This window comes from Lysobacter alkalisoli (assembly GCF_006547045.1).
Classification (GTDB): Bacteria; Pseudomonadota; Gammaproteobacteria; order Xanthomonadales; family Xanthomonadaceae; genus Marilutibacter; species Marilutibacter alkalisoli.
This window is the reverse complement of the sequence record NZ_CP041242.1, coordinates 880,388-898,833: the sequence shown is the minus strand read 5'-3', so window position 1 is coordinate 898,833 and position 18,446 is coordinate 880,388. Positions and strand designations below refer to the sequence as shown.

Here is an 18,446-nt window from a genome sequence, read left to right as displayed (position 1 = left end):
GGCCGGGGAAAGACACAGGCCGCATTGCAGCGCCTTGCTATCCTCGCCTCCCCGGCATCAGCACCTGCTCGCATGACTTCCATGACTCCCCAATCCCAAGTTCCCAGCCCCCCGTCCATCGCCTTCATCGGCGGCGGCAACATGGCGCGCAGCCTGATCGCGGGGCTGGTAGCACACGGCATGGCCGCGGCGTCGATCCGGGTTGCCGAGCCGGTCGAGGCGCTGCGTTCCGCGCTGCACGATGACTATGGTGTGGCGACCTTCGCCGGCGCGGCGGAAGCGGTCGACGGCGCCGGGACGTGGGTGTTCGCGGTCAAGCCACAGGTGATGCGCGCGGTCTGCGCCGAGCTCGCCGGAACTGCGCAGTCGTCACGACCGCTGGTGGTCTCGATCGCGGCCGGCATCACCTCGGACCAGCTCGACCGATGGCTGGACGGCGGCCTGGCCGTGGTTCGCACCATGCCCAACACCCCGGCCCTGCTCGGCGCCGGCATCACCGGGCTGTTCGCGAACGCGCATGTCGACGCGCAGCAGCGCGCGCAGGCTGGACACATCCTGTCCAGCGCGGGCGAGACGGTCTGGATCGACGATGAGACGTTGATGGACGCGGTCACCGCCGAATCCGGCAGCGGCCCGGCCTACGTGTTCCTGCTCGCCGAGGCGATGCAGGCCGCGGGCGAGGCGCAGGGCCTGCCCGCCGACACCGCACGCAAGCTGGCCGCGCAGACCATCCTCGGCGCGGCACGCATGCTGGTCGAGTCGGGTGAAACCGCCGAGGTGCTGCGAAAGCGGGTGACCTCGCCCGGCGGCACCACCCAGGCCGCGATCGAGACCTTCGAGGCTGGCGGTTTCCGCGAACTGGTCGGCTGTGCGATCACCGCCGCCACCGTACGCGGACGCGAACTGTCGAAGGCCAACGATTGAGCGTGACGCGCTGCCTGGCTGCCGCCGCGCTTGCCGCATTCGCCCTTGTGGCCGGCTGCGGCCGTTCGCCGTCCACGCCATCGGAAGGCAGGCGCGACGGCGCCGCGATGATGGAGGAAGCGGTGGCCACGGCCGGCGATGTCACCGTGCGTGCCAGCGTGGTGTCGACGGCACGCCTCAACGAAGCGGTCGCGCGGCAGTATGGCGTCGAACGCAACCGTGGGCGTGTGCTGGTGCTGGTCGGCGTGCGGCAGGGGCCTGAATCGGATGAGGCATCGCTGCCGGCCGTGGTCCGCGCCGAGGTGTCGGATCTGCGCGGCGTCCGCCAACGGCTCGTGCTGGAGGAAGTGCGCAGCGGCGATCTGATCGACCACGCCGGCAGCGTGCGGGTCACGCCACCTGATACGCTGCGGTTCGACATCAGCGTCGAGCCGGAAGGCAAGGCGCCGATACGGTTGCAGTTCAACCGGGACATTTTTCCCGACTGACGGGCGCCGCCGGAGGGTCGCGCCCGAGGACGCTCCTGCGGGTGGCGCCCCTATTGGTTTTTATCGGCCCATCGCCGGATGATCGCCGCGATCTCGCGCACTCCATCGGTCAATGCCGCCGGACCCGGCTGCAGGATCAGCGGCGACTTGATCTCGTGCAGTTCGCCGTCGCGCACCGCCGGGATCGCATCCCAGCCCGGCCGCGCGGCCACCTTCTCCGGCCGGAACTTCTTGCCGCACCACGAGCCGAGGATGATGTCGGGCGCACGCCGCACCACTTCATCGGGATCTTCAAGAATCCTTGCCTTCGCCAACGACTCGGCGGCGCGCTCGGGGAAGATGTCGTCGCCACCGGCGATCCGCACCAGTTCGGCGACCCAGCGGATGCCGGTGATCGGCGGCTCGTCCCATTCCTCGAAATAGACTTTCGGCCGGCGCGGCAGCTTCGCGCTTTCGGCCTCGATTGCCTGCAACCCGCGCTGCAGCTCATCGGCCCAGGCGTTGACACGATCGGCGGCGCCGACCATCGCGCCGAGCCGGCGGATGTAGTCGAGGATGCCATCGACACTGCGATGGTTGCTGATCCAGACCTCGACGCCGTGGCGGATCAACTCGCCGGCGATCTCGGCCTGGATGTCGGAAAAACCGATCACGAAGTCCGGCTGCAGCTTGAGGATCTCGCCGATCTTCGCGCTGGTGAAGGCGCTGACCTTGGGCTTTTCCTTGCGCGCGGCGGGCGGGCGCACGGTGAAGCCGCTGATGCCGACGATGCGGTCCTGTTCGCCGAGCGCGTACAGCACCTCGGTCGGCTCCTCGGTCAGGCAGACGATGCGTCGCGGACCGGTCACGGATACAGCATCCGCTTCGACCATTCGCCGGCGGCGTCGCATTCGTAGAGCTGACGCTCGTGCAGGCGGTATTGCGCGCCGTACCAGAACTCGATGCATCGCGGCCGCACCCGCAGACCGGTCCAGCGCGGCGGACGCGACACGTCGCGGCCTTCGAATTCCTGTTCGGCGCGGGCGTAGCGCTGGTCGAAGGCCTCGCGCGACTCCAGCGTCTCGGACTGCTTCGAGGCCCAGGCACCGAGCTGGCTGCCACGCGGGCGGCTCGCGAAGTAGGCGTCGGCCTCATCGTCGGAGACGATCTCCACCGCGCCCTCGATCCGCACCTGCACGCCATCGCGCACGCGCGGCCAGTGGAACAGCAGCGCGGCCTGCGGGTTGGCCTGCAATTCACGCCCCTTGCGACCGTCGAGATGGGTGTAGAACACGAAACCGCGCGGGTCGTGCGCCTTCAGCAGCACGATGCGCGCCGATGGCCGCCCGTCGAGACCGGCAGTGGCGACGGTCATCGCGGTGGGGTCGGGCTCGCCGGCGTCGGCCGCTTCCCGGAACAGGCGATCGAAGGTGGCGAGGGCTTCGGCGAGCAGGCCGGGCGTTTCGACAGTGCTGGTTTCCATGGCGCTATTGTGGGCCGATGAAGCGGACATCGCATCCCCCGCCGGGGTTCGCTCCCGGATTCGTCGCCGGCGTGCTCGATGACGCGCTCACGCACGATGCGCGCACCTACGCCATCAGCGGCCTGCAGGGCACGGGCAAGTCAACGCTGGCGACGCAGGTGGCGGCGCTGGCACGGACGCGTGGCCTGCGCGCCGCTGTACTGTCGATCGACGACTTCTACCTCGGCCGCCGCGAACGCCAGCACCTCGCCCGCGACGTGCACCCGCTGCTGGCCACCCGCGGGCCGCCGGGCACGCACGAAGTTGCATTGGCCTGCGAGACACTCGACGCGCTGCACGATGGCCGGCCGGCGCGGTGGCCGCGCTTCGACAAGCTGGCCGACACCCGGCTGCCGCCGTCGCGGTGGCGACGGATGCAAGCGGCCGACCTGATCCTGTTCGAGGGCTGGTTCCTGAAAACGCCCGCGCAATCCGACCCGCAGTTGCGTACGCCGATCAATGCGCTGGAGCGGGACGAGGACGGCGACGGCACCTGGCGCCGCTGGTGCAACGACGCACTGGCACGCGACTACCCGCCGCTGTGGTCGCGACTGGAGCGGCTGCTGTTCCTGCAACCGCCGGGTTTCGAGATCGTGCCGGAATGGCGCTGGCAGCAGGAGCAGGCGATGCAGGCTGCGCGCGCCGGACGTCGCGGGATGGACCGCGCCGAGGTGGAGCGCTTCGTGCAGCTGTTCGAACGCGTCAGCCGACGGGCGCTGGCCACCCTGCCCGGCATCGCCGAGCGGACGGTCCGGCTCGATGCCGGACGCACGCCGATCCCGATGGTTCCGGGCCCGGCTCAGTCCCCAGCGATGGGGGGCTCCCGGAGCGGCCAGTCCGGCGCTACTCGACGATGAAGCTCACCCGCAGATTGACCCGCCACTCGGTGACGCTGCCGTCGGGCGAGGTCACGACCTTGAGGTCGTTGACCCACGCGCCCTGGATGTTCTTGACCGATTCGGCGCACTTCTTCAGCCCCGTCTTGACAGCATCCTCGACGCCTTTGCTGGACGAAGCGGTGATTTCGATGACCTTGGCAACGGACATGCCGGACTCCTTGGGAATGGCCGGGCAATGGCACCCGGATGTCCGACCCTAGGCGCACCGGTGTTAAGAGTGCGTACGCGGCCGACATCGGAGCGTTGCGGCCGCGGGCAAGCGTTTCGGCTGCAACCACCGCCGGCATCACCGTGGCCCTGCCCTACAATCACCGCATGAATCCCGCCCGCAACCTGATCCTGGTCGGCCCGACTGGTGCCGGGAAGTCGTGCATCGGTCGCCGCCTCGCCGAGCACTACCACCTGCGGATGGTCGATGCCGACAACGAGATCGAGCAACGCACCGGCGCCGACATCGGCACCATCTTCGACTGCGAGGGCGAATCCGGCTTCCGCGCACGCGAGAAGGCGGCGCTGGAAGAACTGCTGCAGGCCGACGACCTGCTGCTGGCGACCGGCGGCGGCGCGGTGCTCGACGCCGGAAATCGCGCCTTGCTGCAATCGCGCGGCTTTGTCGTCCACCTGCGGGTGACGCCGGCCCAGCAGATCGAGCGACTGCGCCACGACCGCAGCCGGCCGCTGCTGGCCCGGCCCGACCGTGAAAAGGTGCTGGCCGAAATGGCCGCGGTGCGCGGGCCGCTGTATGCCGAGATCGCCGATCTCGCTTTCGACACCGAAACCCTGGGCGCTGCCGAAGCCACCCGCCGGCTGCTGCTAGAACTCGACCAGCACTGGCAACGATGGAGCGTTTGATGACTGCAACCCGGACCGTCCACGTCGAAGGGACCACCCCTTACACGGTGACGATCGCGCCCGACCTGATCGATGACGGTGCGGCCCTCACCGCGGCCCTGCGTGGCCGCCACGCCCTGCTGGTCAGCGACGCCAACGTCGCCCCGCTGTACGCCGACCGCGTCGAGACGGCGATGCGCGCGGCACGACCCGGCTTGCAGACCGCCCGCTTCGTGATGCCGGCCGGCGAGCACGAGAAGACCCTGGCCCGTTTCGGCGAATGCCTCGACGCGCTGGCCGCGCTCGGTGCCACCCGCGATGCCGCCGTGGTCGCGCTCGGCGGTGGCGTGATCGGCGACCTGGCCGGATTCGCCGGCGCGTGCTGGATGCGTGGCATCGACGTGATCCAGGTGCCGACCACGCTGCTGGCGATGGTCGACTCCTCGGTCGGCGGCAAGACTGCGGTCGACCTGCCGACCGGCAAGAACCTGGTCGGCGCCTTCCATCCGCCACGCGCGGTGGTCGCCGACACGACGACGCTGCGCAGCCTGCCCGAGCGCGAGCTGCGCGCCGGCCTGGCCGAGGTGGTCAAGTACGGCGCGATCTTCGACGCCGGTTTCCTCGACTGGCTCGACGCGCATGCCGACGCCCTGCTCGCCCGCGACGACGACGCCATCGCCGAGGCGGTCGCACGCAGTTGCCGCTACAAGGCCGACGTGGTCGCGCGCGACCTGTACGAACACGGCGACCGCGCCCTGCTCAACTTCGGCCACACCTTCGGCCATGCGATCGAGACCGAACAGGGCTACGCCGGCACGAGCGGCGACGGCCTCAACCATGGCGAAGCGGTAGCGGTCGGCATGGTGCTGGCGGCGCGACTGTCGGCCGACCTCGGCCTGGCCCCGGCCGCCGATGCCGGGCGCCTGCAGGCATTGCTGCAACGCTTCGGCCTGCCGGTCGCGTTGCCGGCAGGGCTGTCGCCGGACGACCTGCTGGCGCGGATGCGACTGGACAAGAAGGCGGATGCCAAAGGCCTGCGCTTCATCCTCTGGGACGGCGCCGGCGCCGCGCGGATGATCCGCGACGTATCCGACGAGGCGGTATTGAAGGTCCTGGAAACTCCGAGGTAGCCCGGGTAAGCCCACAGGGCGCACCCGGGGCATGGCTCGTCGATCCCGGGTGCGCCCTGTGGGCTTACCCGGGCTACCGCTCCATTCCCCATCGGTGGGTACAATGGCAGGCTATGCGCCTGCTCCTGCAACAACGTCCCGACGGCCCCGAAGCCCCGCGCTTCGTGCAGCTGTTCCTGCAGCCCGACCTGCTGGGCGGCTACACGCTGGTGCGCGAATCCGGCCAGATCGGTGGCCGCAGCAGCGTGCGGCGCGAGCAGTTCATGGACCAGGCCAGCGCCCAGGCCGCACTGGAGCGCGTGCGCGACCAGCAGCTCAAGCGTGGCTTCCAGGTGATGTTCACGCAAGGCGCGAATGCGCCGCAATAACGCCCCCTCCGCCGTCCCGGACGCAAAGCGGAATCCGCGTTCCGATAATCTGTCCAGGCGCAGGCGGGTACGCCTTTGCAGGACCGTATGCAGCATGGATGCTGCATCCGAGCCTACATGGATGTATTTACGGCGTGTCCTGCAAAGGCGTACCCGCCTGCGCCCCCTTGAAGCCATCAGCAGATCCCTCGCAACGCCTGGGACAACGACACTGAACTGACCAACGATGACCTCTCCCCTCAAGAACGACCGTTTCCTCCGTGCCCTTCGCCGTGAACCCGTCGACCGCACCCCGGTCTGGCTGATGCGTCAGGCCGGCCGCTACCTGCCCGAGTACCGCGCCACCCGTGCCGCGGCCGGCAGCTTCCTGGCCATGGCCAAGAACCCGGAGCTGGCCTGCGAGGTCACCCTGCAACCGCTGCGGCGATTCCCGCTCGACGCGGCGATCCTGTTCTCCGACATCCTGACCGTGCCCGATGCGATGGGGCTGGGCCTGTATTTCGTCGACGGCGAGGGGCCGAAGTTCGAGCGCCCGGTGCGCACGCCGGACGACATCGCCCGGCTCGCCGTGCCGGACATGGAAACCGAACTGCGCTACGTGATGGATGCGGTGCGCACGGTCCGTCGCGAGCTGGATGGCAGCGTGCCGCTGATCGGTTTCTCCGGCAGTCCGTGGACGCTGGCCTGCTACATGGTCGAGGGCGGCGGCAGCAAGGACTACGCGAAGGTCAAGTCGCTGGCGTTGAATCACCCGCAGGCGATGCACCAGTTGCTCGGCGTGGTCACCGACGCGGTGATCGCCTACCTGTCCGCGCAGCGTGCGGCCGGTGCGCAGGCGCTGCAGGTGTTCGACACCTGGGGCGGCGTGCTGTCGCCGTCGATGTACCGTGAGTTCTCGCTGCGTTACCTGCGCCGCATCGCGCAGGAACTTCCGCGTGGCGAAGACGACGCACGCACACCGTTGATCCTGTTCGGCAAGGGCAATGGCGCATATCTCGGCGAACTGGCCAACACCGGCGCCGACGCGGTGGGCGCCGACTGGCTCATCGACCTGGGAGATGCCGCACGTGCGGTCGGCGGCAAGGTCGCGGTGCAGGGCAACCTCGACCCGGTGACCCTGTACGCAGAACCGGAAGCGATCCGTCGCGAGATTGGCCGCACCCTCGACAGCTGGCGCGACGGCAACGGCGGCTCGCGCGAAGGCCACGTGTTCAACCTCGGCCACGGCATGTCGCCGGACATGGATCCCGACCACGTCGCAGTGCTGGTCGATGCGGTGCATACGCTCAGCGCGCGCTGAGCAGGCATGCGGACACCGGCGCGTCTTGCCATCGGTCTGCTGACCGCCCTTTACGCCAACGGGGCGTGGGCGGCCGACAGCATCTGCCATGGAACACCGTCGAACGGCCGGCTTGAGCACGGCGTCGCACTGCCCACATCCGGGTCGAACTTCCGGCCCTACAGCCGGCTCGGAGTGACGCTTGGGCGCACCCATGTGCACGCCCGGGTCGAACGCGCCGTCACCGCGGCCTACGCCGTACTGGCCCGTTCAACGCCGGATGTCGTCTACGTGTATGGCGAAACCGGCTGGCCACGCGGCGGCCGTTTCAAGCCGCACCGCACCCACCAGAACGGACTGTCGGTGGACTTCATGGTCCCGGTACGCGACACCGCCGGCCGCTCGGTACCGCTACCGACCGACCCGGGCAACAAGTACGGCTATGCCATCGAGTTCGATGCGCAGGGCCGGTTCGGGGACCTGCGCATCGACTTCGAGGCAATCAGCGAGCATCTGCGCCGCCTTCACGAAGCAGCGCGCGCGCAGGGCATCGGCATCGAGCGGGTCATCTTCGACCCCGCCTACCTGCCGCGCCTGCATGCGACCACCCATGGCGCCTACCTGCGCCGGAACATCCGCTTCATGCAGCGGCAGGCATGGGTGCGCCACGACGAGCACTACCACGCCGACTTCACCACGCCCTGCCAGCCAATGCCGAATTGACGTTCCGCCGGCATTCGCCGGGCGGCACGTGCCACCACGGCATCAGTGTCGGTCTTCGTGCTCCGTGTCTTCCGGCATCGACGAGGTCGCCCCCAATCCCATCACCTTGAACACGACCTCGAGTTCGCCAGTGTGTTCGAAGTTCAGCGTGACCGGGATTTCTCCACCCTCGACAAAGGGCTCGGCCGGGTCGAAGAACATCAGGTGGTAGTCGCCCGGCCTGAGCACGACCTCGCTGCCGGCCGGCAGCGGCAAGCCATCGGCCAGGTGGCGCATCTGCATCACACCGTCGGCCATGCGCATCTCGTGGATCTCGACCCGTTCCGCGGCAGGACTGGCGACCGAAACCAGACGATCGTCACCGCCGCCCTCGTTGCGCAGGGTCATGAAACCGCCCGCCACCTTGGCCCCAGGCGCCATCGCCCGGGTCCAGGCGTCGGAGACGACAATGCCTTCGACCACTGCGGGCGCCTGCGCGTCCACGGTCGATGCATCCGTCTCCGCCTGCACCGCCTCGTCGGCAAGCGACGCCCCCTCTCCGGGGCCGGGCGAGCAGGCGACGAGCACCGTCATCACAAGCGCGGCCACCAGCGGCAACAGGGTCAGGCGCGAGGGCGGATTCGGGAATGACAGGCAGAAGCGCGGCATCGTGGGGTCCAATTGCTGAAGACGACAGTCTAGCCCGGTGCTTTTCATGCTTGCGTGGACATTTTGTCCACCCTGCCCGGCCTGTCCACGTCCTCGAGCACCTCTGCCAGCATCGCCCCGGTCAGCGGCTTGCGCACGAAACGTTCGAAGCCGGCCTGCATCGCCTCGTCTTCCACCTCCGCGTCGGCGCGGGCGGTCACCGCGACCAGCGGTGCTTCGAAGCCCTGTGTCCGCAACTGCTGTGCCAATGTCATTCCGTCCATGCCCGGCAGGTCCAGGTCGAGCAGGGCGACATCGAATCCGCTCCCCCGCCCTCCGGCCGAAGTCGCTTCGACCAGGGCGGCCAGGCCGTGCTCGACGTGGATCACGCGATGCCCCTGGGCCTGCAGCAGGCCCGTCAGAACATCGGCCACGGTCGGGTCGTCCTCGACCAGCAGCACCGAGAGCGGCCGCAAGGTGTGATCGGCGGCCGGCGCCTCGTCGACGGCTGCGGGTCCGGTTTCGGCAGGCAGCGGCAGCACTACCCTGAAACGGGCGCCACGGCCCGGCGCGCTGTCGATCTCGATGCGCCCACCCATCGCCTCGGCCAGTTCCTGGCTGATCGCCAGACCGAGACCGCTGCCACCGTAGCGGGCCGCGGTGCGCCCGCCCTCGGCCTGTTCGAAGCGGCGGAACAGCCGCACCTGCTGCTCTTCGCTCATGCCGGGTCCGGTGTCCTCGATGACGAAACGCAGCGCACCCCCGGCCTCGCGCCCGACCTTGAGCGACACCCGGCCGACCTCGGTGAACTTGATCGCATTGCCGAGCAGGTTGAGCAGTATCTGGGTCACCCGATTGACGTCGCCACGGAACCGTACCGGCAAGCCGGGCTCCACGTCGGTCACGAACTCCAGGCCCTTGCCGCGCGCGAGTGGTGCATTGAGCCCGGTTACCTCGGCCAGCAATTTCCGCAGATCGAACGGCGCCGCAACCAGCTCCAGCCTGCCCGATTCGATGCGCGCCAGATCCAGTGCATCGTTGACCAGTCGCAACAGATGTTCGCCGGCCTGCTTGATCGACTGCGCGTACGAACGCTGGTCGGGGTCCAAGCGGGTGCCAAGCAGCAGTTCGCTCATGCCCAGCACGCCGGTCATCGGTGTGCGCACTTCGTGGCCGAGCGTGGCCAGGAACCGGGTCTTGGCCAGTGAGGCCTGCTGTGCGATCTCGCGCTCATGCTCGGCGCGCGCGCGCGCATGCTGCTGGCGCAGGCGCTCACGGTAGGCCTCGGCGGCCCACCAGAGCAACAACGTGGCCAGGCCGACGAATCCGGCCAACGCACCCCAGGTACGCCACCAGGGTGGCAGCACTTCGAACTCCACCACGCGCGTCGGCGACCAGACGTTGTCGGCGGTGCGCGCGGACAACTCCAGCCGGTACTGCCCGGATGGCAGGCGCGGAAACAAGCGCTCGCCATTGATGCCCGTCTCTATCCAGTCGCTGTCGTAGCCGACCAGGCGGGAGCGATGGACGTGGCTGCGCGCGTCGTGGAACGACAGGAGCCGGGCCACGACCTTGAGATCGCCATCATCGTGCTGGAGCTTGAACCCGCCCTGCCCTGGCAGTTCGACCCAATCGCCGTGATGGCGGACCTGGATGCTCTCGACATGCAGGTTCGGTTCGTGCTCCTGCGGTCGTACCACCGCCGGGTCGAACACCACCACGCCCTCCGCGCTGCCGAGCAGGATCCGCCCGTCGGCCGGACGGGCCACCGGGAGGCCGCGGTACTCCTGACTTGGCAAGCCATCGCGCACACCGTACACGCGCACGCTGCGCGTCTCCGGATCGAGCCGGACCAAGCCGCGTTCGCTGGTCAGCCAGACGATCCCGGCACGATCGACGATCAGCCCGTTGGCCGCAACCCGCGGCAAGCCGTCGCGATAGTCGTAGCGTGCCTGCAGTTGCAGGCCCGCCCCATCCCAGGCAAACGACTCCAGTCGCCCACCCTCCTGTGCCAACCAGACCTGGTCGCGGGCCGAATCGGCTCCGAACGCATAGACATGCGTCGTCGGCGTGCCAGGTACCGGTTCGAGCCGACCGCCTTCATCGTTCCATTGCAGAACGCCGCCATCGGTCGCCACCCACAGCAACCCAGCGGGGCCGGTACCGACCTGCTCCGACGTAACATCGGCCGGCAGCCCACGCGGATCGCCGGCAGCGAGCGTCAGCGTCACCCGGCCCTGCATGTCGCGCGCCTGCAGTCGGCCATCGTGTGCGACCAGCCAGAGCCGATCCTCGCGATCGAACACGAACCTGCTGATCCCGTCCGACAGCAAATCCTCCTGCCGGCCCGCATTCCAGCGCTGCAGGCGGCGGCTGTCAGGCTCGTAGCGGACCAGACCGCCGTAGTAGCCGATCCAGACCGCGCCGGTGGAATCCTCCATTACCCTGTTCGTCACGTAGCCTTCGCTGAAGTCGGTCAGCACATGCTCGACCCGACCACTCTCCGGGTCGAGCCTGTCGAGCACGCCGCTACCGCCCACCAGCCACATGTCGCCACCGCGGGCCGGCGCGATGCCGCGCACATCGGCATTGCCAAGCGATTCCGGGTCGTCGATCCTGCTCGTGAGAACCGAGAACTGGCGCCAGGTCGCGGGCAGGTACCACAGGCCATGGCCGTTGCTGGCGAGCCACAGCCCCCCCTCGCGATCGCGATACGCGTGCTGCCACGACGGCCTGATCAACCCCTGGCTCATCTCGCTGTACAACGGCACCACCTGCACCGACTCGTCCTGCCGGGCCAGACCGAGTCCTTTCGGGATATCGAGCCAGTACTGCCCGTTGCGGTCGCTCGCCAGCACATTCAGCACTTTCAGCTCATACGGCTCCTGCGCCCACGGCCCCGGAAGGTAACGGCCGTCGGCCGTACGCAGGCCGATGCCGCGCGGCGTACCGAACCAGATCGTGCCGTCGGCCTCGGACCCGATCTCGTTGATGATCGGCGACGGCAGCGCATCGGCCGGCACGCGCTCGAAATCCCGCCCGGTCCAGCGCGCCGCGCCGCCACGCGTACCGACCCATAGGTGGCCATCCGGCGCCACCACGAGCTCGTTCACCTCGTCCGAAGGCAGGCTGTCCGGGTTGTCCGGGTCGTGCGTGAAGCGGGTGATCCGGCCCTGCGTATCCAGGCGATGCAGGCCACCGCCATCGGTGCCGAACCAGATCGTACCGTCATCGGTGCCGGTCACTGACCAGACCGCATCGCTGCCGATCCGTGGATCATCGGCTCGCCGGTAACGGCGCCATTGCTTGCGCTCGCTGTCGAACATCACCAACCCGGCCCGATCGGTGCCCACCCATACCCGGTTGTCCCGATCCACGAATACCGACCAGAGGAAGTCGTCGCCCAATCCGTCCTCGGCGCGCCAGACCTTGAAACCGGCGCCGTCGTAGCGCCCCAGCCCGTCGCTGGTGGCGACCCACAGGTAACCGTCGTGGCCTTCGGCCAGCGCATTGACACGATTCGACGGCAAGCCGTCGGCTACCGTGACCTGCTGCAATCGCGGCCGCTCCGGCAAGCCAGCGTGGACCGATGCGATCGCACCCAACCACGCGGCCAATGCCAGCCCTGTCAGCCATCGCAGATGTCGGCCCTGGTCCATGCCCCCTCCTGTCCACATGCCCCCGATCCCGGCGCATCCCGTCGCGGGGGCCCGGGCAGAGTCGGACGACAGACTGGCTTATCCTGTCGGCACGATGCAAGTTCGCAGCCTCTCCCCAACGCCCCGCCGCACCCGCACCTTCCCGGGCGCTCTGCTGGCCCTGCTTGCGCTGCCGGCGATGGCCGCCGGACCCGGCGCGTACAACCTGGATCCGGTGCATACGCGGGTGCTGGTGGAAGTCGGACACGCGGGGTTCTCGCAGGCGCTGGGCACGGTGTCCGGCAGCGAGGGCCGGCTGCTGTTCGACCCGGACGACTGGAGTACGGCACAGCTGGAGGTACGGGTACCGCTGGACCGGCTCGACTTCGGCGACGAAGCCTGGAACCGCGCGGTGGCCAGGCGCGGCCTGCTCGACAGCGGGCGGCATCCATGGGCACGCTTCGTCTCGGCCTCGGTGACCCCACACGACGACCGCCATGCACGCGTCTGCGGCGAACTGAGCATGCGCGGCACCACCCGGCCGCTGTGCCTGGAAGTCACCTTCAACGCCCTCGCCCGCTATCCGCTGCCGCCGTTCCGCCGCACCGCAGGCTTCTCCGCCACCGCGACCCTCAGCCGCACCGATTACGGCATCACCGCATGGCCGACGGTGATAGGCGACACCATAGTCCTGCGGATCGAGGCCGAGGCCGTGCGCGACACCAGGGCGGCCCGCACCCTCGACCCTGCCGTTCCGGCCATGGAACAGGCCGTCATGGATCAGGTCATCGACGAGGTAACCCTTTCCGACGACGATACGTACCGCACTCTTGAAGAGGCCGCCGAGGCGGCACTGCAGGACGACGACACCGACACCGACGACGAGCCGCCCCCATGACACTGAGAATCACTTCGCTGAAGAACAGCGTCGACCGCTGGGGCCCCGTCAGCCAGTCCCTGCACTGGTTGATCATGTTGCTCATCCTCGGCATGGCCGTGGTCGGCCTGAGCCTGGACTCGCTGCCGAAGTCGCCGAAGTACTTCTGGGTCTACGACCTGCACAAGTCGACCGGACTGGCGGTGCTGGCGCTGGTCGTCATCCGGTTGGCGTGGCGCTTGTATGCAGGCACGCCCGCGCCGGTCGCCGGCACTCCGGTCTGGCAGGCGCGCATCGCCGCCATCACCCATTGGATGCTGTACGCATTGATCCTGGCCATGCCACTGTCGGGCTGGCTGTACGACTCGGCCAGTGGCCTGCGTCCACTCAAATGGTTCGGCCTGTTCACCGTGCCCAAGCTCGCCGCACCCGATCCCGCCGTGCGCGACTTCGCCCGCGCCGCGCACGAGTGGCTGTTCTGGGTGCTGGTCGCGCTGGTCGCGCTGCACGTGGCCGCCGCGTTCTATCACCACATCTTCCAGAACGACGACACCCTGCGGCGGATGCTGCCGCGTCGCGGTTCATCCGGCTCCAGATAACCTGCTCTCGACAGCATTGCTCCCGACAACCTGCTCCCGATAGCGAGTCCCGCCATGCCCAGCTCCTCCCGCCTTGCCCGTACCCTTTCCCCGCTGCTGCTGGCATCGCTGGCATTCGCCGGCCCGGTGCTGGCAGCCGACTACGTACAGGCGCCCGGCTCGGCATTGACCTTTGCCAGCCAGTTCCAGGGCGAGGTTTTCGTCGGCCGCTTTCCCGACTTCAGGACCACGCTCAGCTTCGACCCCGCCGATCCGGCCGCGGCGAAGCTCGACGTGGTGATCCCGCTGGCCACCGTGACCACCAGGAACCCCGAACGCGACGAGACCCTGGTCGGCAACGACTTCTTCGCCAGCGACCGCTTTCCGCAGGCCCGCTACACCGCGTCCGGCTTCCGTCCGCTCGACGACGGCCGCTACGCCGCCGACGGCACCCTGACCCTGCGCGGGGTCAGCCAACCGGTGACGCTGACCTTCAGCTGGTCCCCGGGCGAACAGCCGGTGCTGACCGGCAAGGCCACCGTGCAACGGCTGGCGTTCGATGTCGGTACCGGCGACTGGGCCGACACGGCCGACCTGCCGAACGCGGTAGCGGTGAGCACCAAGGTGCTGTTCAAGCCGGCGGAGTAGAAACTCCAGCCCCATGTTTCCCCGGGTGCGCTTCGCTTGCCCGGGTCATTCCTCAAGGAAACGCCGCACCCCATCCGCGTCGAACGGCCAGTCCAGCTCCAGCCCTCGCGCCAGATCGCGCAACACCGGCACGCGCACGCCATAACGCTCTTCCAGCGCATCGTCATCGTCGATGAACACGCTCTCGAACTCGGGCGCGCGCGCGGCGGCCAGCACTTCCAGCGCGAGGTCGCAGAGGTGGCAGTCGTCACGCTGGTACAGCACGAGGGAAGGCGGCTGGGCAGTCATCGTCAATGCGGTCGGGTATGCCACCCGGGACAGAACGGCCGCGTAGAATAACGGGTTCACCCCGCTTGCCATCCCTCGCGGGGCCTTCTGGAGTTGCCCCAATGGCTGTCAGCTGTTTCGACCTGTTCAAGATCGGCATCGGGCCGAGCTCGTCCCACACCGTCGGCCCGATGCGCGCCGCCGCCCGCTTCGTCGAGCGCTGGCTGGTCGACAACGGCGACCTCGAACGCACCGTCCGCATCCGTGCCGAGGTGTTCGGCTCGCTGGCGCTGACCGGCCGTGGCCACGGCACCGACAAGGCGGTGCTGATGGGGCTGGAAGGCCACTGGCCCAACCAGATCGACCCGGACGTGATTCCGGAGGCGCTGGAACGCATCCGCTCCGGCAAGCGCATCAAGCTGCACGGCCAGCACGAGATCGGCTTCGACGAGAAGCACGACCTGATCATGAACAAGCGCCAGAAGCTGCCGTTCCACACCAACGGCATGCGCTTCACTGCCTTCGACTCGAATGGCGACGTCATTGCCACGCGCGACTATTACTCGGTCGGCGGCGGCTTCGTGGTCAACCAGGACGAGGCCGCGGAGGACCGAATCGTCGCCGACACTACTGCGGTCGCCTATCCGTTTTCCTCCGGCGACGAGCTGATCGGTACGGCGGAAAAACACGGCATCACCATCGCCAACCTGATGTATGCCAACGAGCAGTCATGGCGCACGCGCGAGGAGATCGACGCCGGTCTCGACGAGATCTGGGCGGCAATGCAATCGTGCGTGCAGCGTGGCATCCGCCAGACCGGCACCCTGCCCGGCGGCCTGCATGTCGCCCGCCGCGCGCCGACGCTGTACGCCGACCTGTCCTCGCGGCCGGAAGCGGGTATGCGCGACCCGCTGACCACGCTCGACTGGGTCAACCTCTACGCGCTTGCGGTGAACGAAGAGAACGCCGCCGGTGGCCGCGTGGTCACCGCACCGACCAATGGCGCGGCCGGCATCATCCCGTCGGTACTCCACTACTACGACCGCTGCATCCCGGGCTCGACCCTGCAGGGCGTGCGCGATTTCCTGTTGACCGCGGCCGCGGTCGGCATCCTCTACAAGGAGAACGCGTCGATCTCCGGTGCCGAGGTCGGCTGCCAGGGCGAGGTCGGCGTGGCCTGCTCGATGGCCGCCGCCGGCCTGACCGCCGCGCTTGGTGGCTCGCCGTCGAAGATCGAGAATGCCGCCGAGATCGGCATGGAGCACAACCTCGGCCTGACCTGCGACCCGATCGGCGGGCTGGTGCAGATTCCCTGCATCGAGCGCAACGCGATGGGCGCGGTCAAGGCGATCAACGCCAGCCGCATGGCGATGCGCGGCGACGGCAAGCACAAGGTCAGCCTCGACAAGGTCATCAAGACCATGCGCGACACCGGCCGCGACATGCGCGACAAGTACAAGGAAACATCGCGCGGCGGGCTGGCGGTGAACGTGATCGAGTGCTGAGGTTTCCGGGCCGGCCGCAACGGACGGACTGAACCGGGCGTTGCGCCAACGATTGCACCACGGCAATCGGAATTATCCCCGCGCCGCGGCCGCTCATGACCGGTACTCCCGTTCTTCTACGTTGACAACGCACCTGTCAGAGGAGAACCGATCATGAGAATCGTTGTTTCCACCCTTGCCTGCGCGGCGCTCCTGCTCGCGACACTCGCCCTGGGTGCCCAGGAACCTGTCCAGGCGATGGAAGACAAAGGACCGGAGCACCACATCCAGTACCTGCCGGGCGAAATCGAATGGCGCGATGGTCCGGGCTCCCTGCGCGCCGGCGCCCAATTTGCCGTGCTCGAGGGCAATCCCGCTGAGCCGGGTGTGTTCACGATGCGCCTGAAGCTGCCAGACGGCTTCCATATCTCACCGCACTGGCACCCCGGTGTGGAGCGCGTGACAGTGTTGTCCGGGATGTTCCTGCTGGGCCCGGGAGAAACCCTGGACAAGGATGCCGCCACGCGACTGGAACCGGGCAGCTATGTGTCCATGCCGCCGGGGATGCGCCATTACGCGCTGGCCGAGGGCGAGACCGTTGTCCAGCTCACCTCGATCGGCCCGTGGCAGATCAACTACGTCGATCCCGCGGACGATCCCCGCCTGCAAGGCCAGTGAGCCATGAGCCTTCGCCACGACAACATCCTGCACACCATCGGCAACACGCCGGTGATCCGCATCAACCGGCTGGCGCCGCCCGGGATCAACCTGTTCGTCAAGGTCGAGGCCTTCAACCCGATGGGTTCGGTCAAGGACCGGCTGGCGCTGGCGGTGATCGAGGATGCCGAACGCCGTGGCGAACTCAAGCCCGGCCAGACGATCGTCGAAGCCACCAGCGGCAACACCGGCATCGGCCTGGCCATGGTCTGCGCGCAGAAAGGCTATCCGCTGGTGGTGACCATGGCCGAGAACTTCAGCATCGAGCGGCGCAAGATGATGCGCTTCCTCGGCGCCAAGGTGGTGCTGACGCCGGCTTCGGAAAAAGGCTCCGGCATGGTCGCCAAGGCAACGGAGCTGGCACGCGAGCATGGCTGGTGGCAGCCGCGCCAGTTCGAGAACCCGGCCAATGCCGAGGTCCATGCGCGCACCACCGCGGTGGAGATCCTGCGCGATTTCGAGGACCTGCCGCTGGATTACTGGGTGACCGGCTTCGGCACCGCCGGCACGCTCAACGGCGTCTCGCGGGTGCTGAAGCAGAAGAGCCCGAACACCCGCATCGTGGTCTGCGAACCGGACAACTCAGCCATCATCGCCAGCGGCATCCCGCAGCCACGCAACGCCGACGGCACCCCGTCGGGCAGCCATGACGGCTTCCGCCCGCACCTGATGCAGGGCTGGTCGCCGGACTTCATCCCGGCACTGGCCGAGGAACCGATCCGGGAGAATCGCATCGACGAGTTCCTCGCCATTCCGGGCGCCGACGCACTGCAGTGCGCCCGCGATCTGGCGCGCCAGGAAGGCATCTTCGTCGGCATCTCCTCCGGCGCCACGTTCGCCGGCGCCCTGCAACTGGCGCGGCGCGGACCGCCGGGCAGCACGTTGCTGTGCATGCTGCCGGATACCGGCGAGCGCTATATGAGCACCCCGCTTTTCGCCGATGTCCCGGAAGAGATGACCGCGGAAGAGCTGGAAATTTCCCGCTCCACCCGCGGCTATCGTTTCGACGCCAAGGGCGCGGCTGCGGCCGTACCGCCGGTGGAGCCGGACGAAGAATCGGTGCAGGAACTGTCCCGGCTGCTGGCCGATCCCCACTCAGCCGTGCTGATGTTCGCCCTGGAGTGGTGCGAGTTCTGCTGGTCGGCGCGCAAGCTGTTCAACGCGTACGACATCCCGTATCGCAGCGTCGACCTCGATGCCGCCGCCATGCAGCAGGGCAACCACGGCGGACGCCTGCGCGCGGCCCTGCGCGCGCATACCGGCTGGAACACCCTGCCGCAGATCTTCATCGGCGGCGAGTTCATCGGCGGCTGTACCGACCTGTTCGACGAAGGCCTGGACGGCCGCCTGCAACAACGCCTGGACGCCGTCGGCATCCAGCTCGACCGCCCGATCGAAAACCCCTACGGCTTCCTGCCGAACTGGCTGCATTCGAGAAGCGCCTGAAGCGACACCTGGCGAGTCATC

Annotated in this window: 20 protein-coding genes and 1 pseudogene; 15 read left to right on the top strand and 6 right to left on the bottom strand. The window is 68.3% G+C overall.

Going from position 1 to position 18,446, the window contains the following annotated elements:
• The first annotated feature begins 72 nt into the window (after positions 1-72).
• Both proC and FKV23_RS03810 read left to right on the top strand, forming a co-directional pair.
• Positions 73-924 (top strand): pyrroline-5-carboxylate reductase, encoded by an 852-nt coding sequence (gene proC / locus FKV23_RS03815; protein ID WP_141622663.1) that lies wholly within the window; start codon positions 73-75, stop codon positions 922-924.
• Between the two features lie 2 nt (positions 925-926).
• Positions 927-1,412: a DUF4426 domain-containing protein gene (locus FKV23_RS03810; RefSeq protein WP_141622662.1), complete on the top strand. Its 486-nt coding sequence runs from the start codon at positions 927-929 to the stop codon at positions 1,410-1,412.
• Positions 1,413-1,462: 50 nt separating this feature from the next.
• Here the strand turns inward: FKV23_RS03810 and FKV23_RS03805 are convergent, their stop codons facing one another.
• Positions 1,463-2,284 carry a cobalamin-binding protein gene (locus FKV23_RS03805; RefSeq protein ID WP_141625023.1) on the bottom strand — a complete coding sequence of 274 codons (822 nt, stop codon included), beginning with the start codon at positions 2,282-2,284 and terminating at the stop codon, positions 1,463-1,465.
• A complete protein-coding gene (gene pdxH, locus FKV23_RS03800; protein WP_141622661.1) occupies positions 2,257-2,874 on the bottom strand; it encodes a pyridoxamine 5'-phosphate oxidase in 618 nt (205 codons plus the stop codon). The genes FKV23_RS03805 and pdxH overlap by 28 nt, the downstream gene beginning before the upstream one ends.
• A gap of 17 nt (positions 2,875-2,891) precedes the next feature.
• On the opposite strand from pdxH, the gene FKV23_RS03795 reads away from it, so the two are divergent.
• Positions 2,892-3,770, top strand: a complete 879-nt coding sequence (locus tag FKV23_RS03795; RefSeq protein ID WP_244244086.1) for a kinase — start codon at positions 2,892-2,894, stop codon at positions 3,768-3,770.
• On the opposite strand, the gene FKV23_RS03790 is transcribed toward FKV23_RS03795, so the two are convergent.
• A complete protein-coding gene (locus tag FKV23_RS03790) occupies positions 3,757-3,960 on the bottom strand; it encodes a dodecin family protein (protein WP_141622660.1) in 204 nt (67 codons plus the stop codon). The two genes, FKV23_RS03795 and FKV23_RS03790, sit on opposite strands and share 14 nt — an antisense overlap.
• A gap of 167 nt (positions 3,961-4,127) precedes the next feature.
• Between FKV23_RS03790 and FKV23_RS03785 the strand changes: the two genes are divergently transcribed.
• From FKV23_RS03785 to FKV23_RS03765, 5 genes are all read left to right on the top strand, one after another.
• Positions 4,128-4,664: a shikimate kinase gene (locus FKV23_RS03785; protein ID WP_141622659.1), complete on the top strand. Its 537-nt coding sequence runs from the start codon at positions 4,128-4,130 to the stop codon at positions 4,662-4,664.
• On the top strand, positions 4,664-5,773 hold the full coding sequence (aroB, locus tag FKV23_RS03780; protein ID WP_141622658.1) for a 3-dehydroquinate synthase: 1,110 nt from the start codon (positions 4,664-4,666) through the stop codon (positions 5,771-5,773). The genes FKV23_RS03785 and aroB overlap by 1 nt, the downstream gene beginning before the upstream one ends.
• A 113-nt stretch (positions 5,774-5,886) precedes the next feature.
• Positions 5,887-6,141 carry a WGR domain-containing protein gene (locus tag FKV23_RS03775; RefSeq protein ID WP_141622657.1) on the top strand — a complete coding sequence of 85 codons (255 nt, stop codon included), beginning with the start codon at positions 5,887-5,889 and terminating at the stop codon, positions 6,139-6,141.
• 226 nt (positions 6,142-6,367) lie between these two features.
• The gene (hemE, locus tag FKV23_RS03770) at positions 6,368-7,441 is read left to right on the top strand and encodes a uroporphyrinogen decarboxylase (protein ID WP_141622656.1); all 1,074 of its coding nucleotides are present in this window, start codon (positions 6,368-6,370) and stop codon (positions 7,439-7,441) included.
• Between the two features lie 6 nt (positions 7,442-7,447).
• Positions 7,448-8,143 (top strand): penicillin-insensitive murein endopeptidase, encoded by a 696-nt coding sequence (locus FKV23_RS03765; protein ID WP_141622655.1) that lies wholly within the window; start codon positions 7,448-7,450, stop codon positions 8,141-8,143.
• 42 nt (positions 8,144-8,185) lie between these two features.
• On the opposite strand, the gene FKV23_RS03760 is transcribed toward FKV23_RS03765, so the two are convergent.
• A complete protein-coding gene (locus FKV23_RS03760) occupies positions 8,186-8,791 on the bottom strand; it encodes a copper chaperone PCu(A)C (protein ID WP_141622654.1) in 606 nt (201 codons plus the stop codon).
• Between the two features lie 44 nt (positions 8,792-8,835).
• On the bottom strand, positions 8,836-12,429 hold the full coding sequence (locus FKV23_RS03755) for an ATP-binding protein (RefSeq protein WP_141622653.1): 3,594 nt from the start codon (positions 12,427-12,429) through the stop codon (positions 8,836-8,838).
• 94 nt (positions 12,430-12,523) lie between these two features.
• On the opposite strand from FKV23_RS03755, the gene FKV23_RS03750 reads away from it, so the two are divergent.
• The 3 genes from FKV23_RS03750 to FKV23_RS03740 are packed head-to-tail and all read left to right on the top strand — an operon-like array spanning position 12,524 to position 14,511.
• Positions 12,524-13,306 carry a YceI family protein gene (locus tag FKV23_RS03750; protein ID WP_141622652.1) on the top strand — a complete coding sequence of 261 codons (783 nt, stop codon included), beginning with the start codon at positions 12,524-12,526 and terminating at the stop codon, positions 13,304-13,306.
• The gene (locus tag FKV23_RS03745; RefSeq protein WP_141622651.1) at positions 13,303-13,884 is read left to right on the top strand and encodes a cytochrome b; all 582 of its coding nucleotides are present in this window, start codon (positions 13,303-13,305) and stop codon (positions 13,882-13,884) included. Before FKV23_RS03750 ends, FKV23_RS03745 begins: the two co-directional genes overlap by 4 nt.
• Before the next feature lie 54 nt (positions 13,885-13,938).
• Positions 13,939-14,511, top strand: a complete 573-nt coding sequence (locus FKV23_RS03740) for a YceI family protein (protein WP_141622650.1) — start codon at positions 13,939-13,941, stop codon at positions 14,509-14,511.
• 45 nt (positions 14,512-14,556) lie between these two features.
• Here the strand turns inward: FKV23_RS03740 and FKV23_RS03735 are convergent, their stop codons facing one another.
• Positions 14,557-14,799 carry a glutaredoxin family protein gene (locus tag FKV23_RS03735; protein WP_141622649.1) on the bottom strand — a complete coding sequence of 81 codons (243 nt, stop codon included), beginning with the start codon at positions 14,797-14,799 and terminating at the stop codon, positions 14,557-14,559.
• 101 nt (positions 14,800-14,900) lie between these two features.
• Here FKV23_RS03735 and FKV23_RS03730 point away from each other — a divergent pair, with 101 nt between their 5' ends.
• From FKV23_RS03730 to FKV23_RS17465, 4 genes and pseudogenes are all read left to right on the top strand, one after another.
• Positions 14,901-16,283 (top strand): L-serine ammonia-lyase, encoded by a 1,383-nt coding sequence (locus FKV23_RS03730; RefSeq protein WP_141622648.1) that lies wholly within the window; start codon positions 14,901-14,903, stop codon positions 16,281-16,283.
• A 153-nt stretch (positions 16,284-16,436) separates the two neighbouring features.
• Positions 16,437-16,940, top strand: coding sequence for a cupin domain-containing protein (locus tag FKV23_RS03725; RefSeq protein WP_167284939.1), 504 nt, complete (start codon positions 16,437-16,439; stop codon positions 16,938-16,940).
• A 3-nt stretch (positions 16,941-16,943) separates the two neighbouring features.
• Positions 16,944-17,930: pseudogene (gene cysK / locus FKV23_RS03720) on the top strand (cysteine synthase A); the annotation flags it as partial.
• A 3-nt stretch (positions 17,931-17,933) separates the two neighbouring features.
• On the top strand, positions 17,934-18,425 hold the full coding sequence (locus FKV23_RS17465) for a glutaredoxin (RefSeq protein WP_341867578.1): 492 nt from the start codon (positions 17,934-17,936) through the stop codon (positions 18,423-18,425).
• Positions 18,426-18,446: the final 21 nt, after the last annotated feature.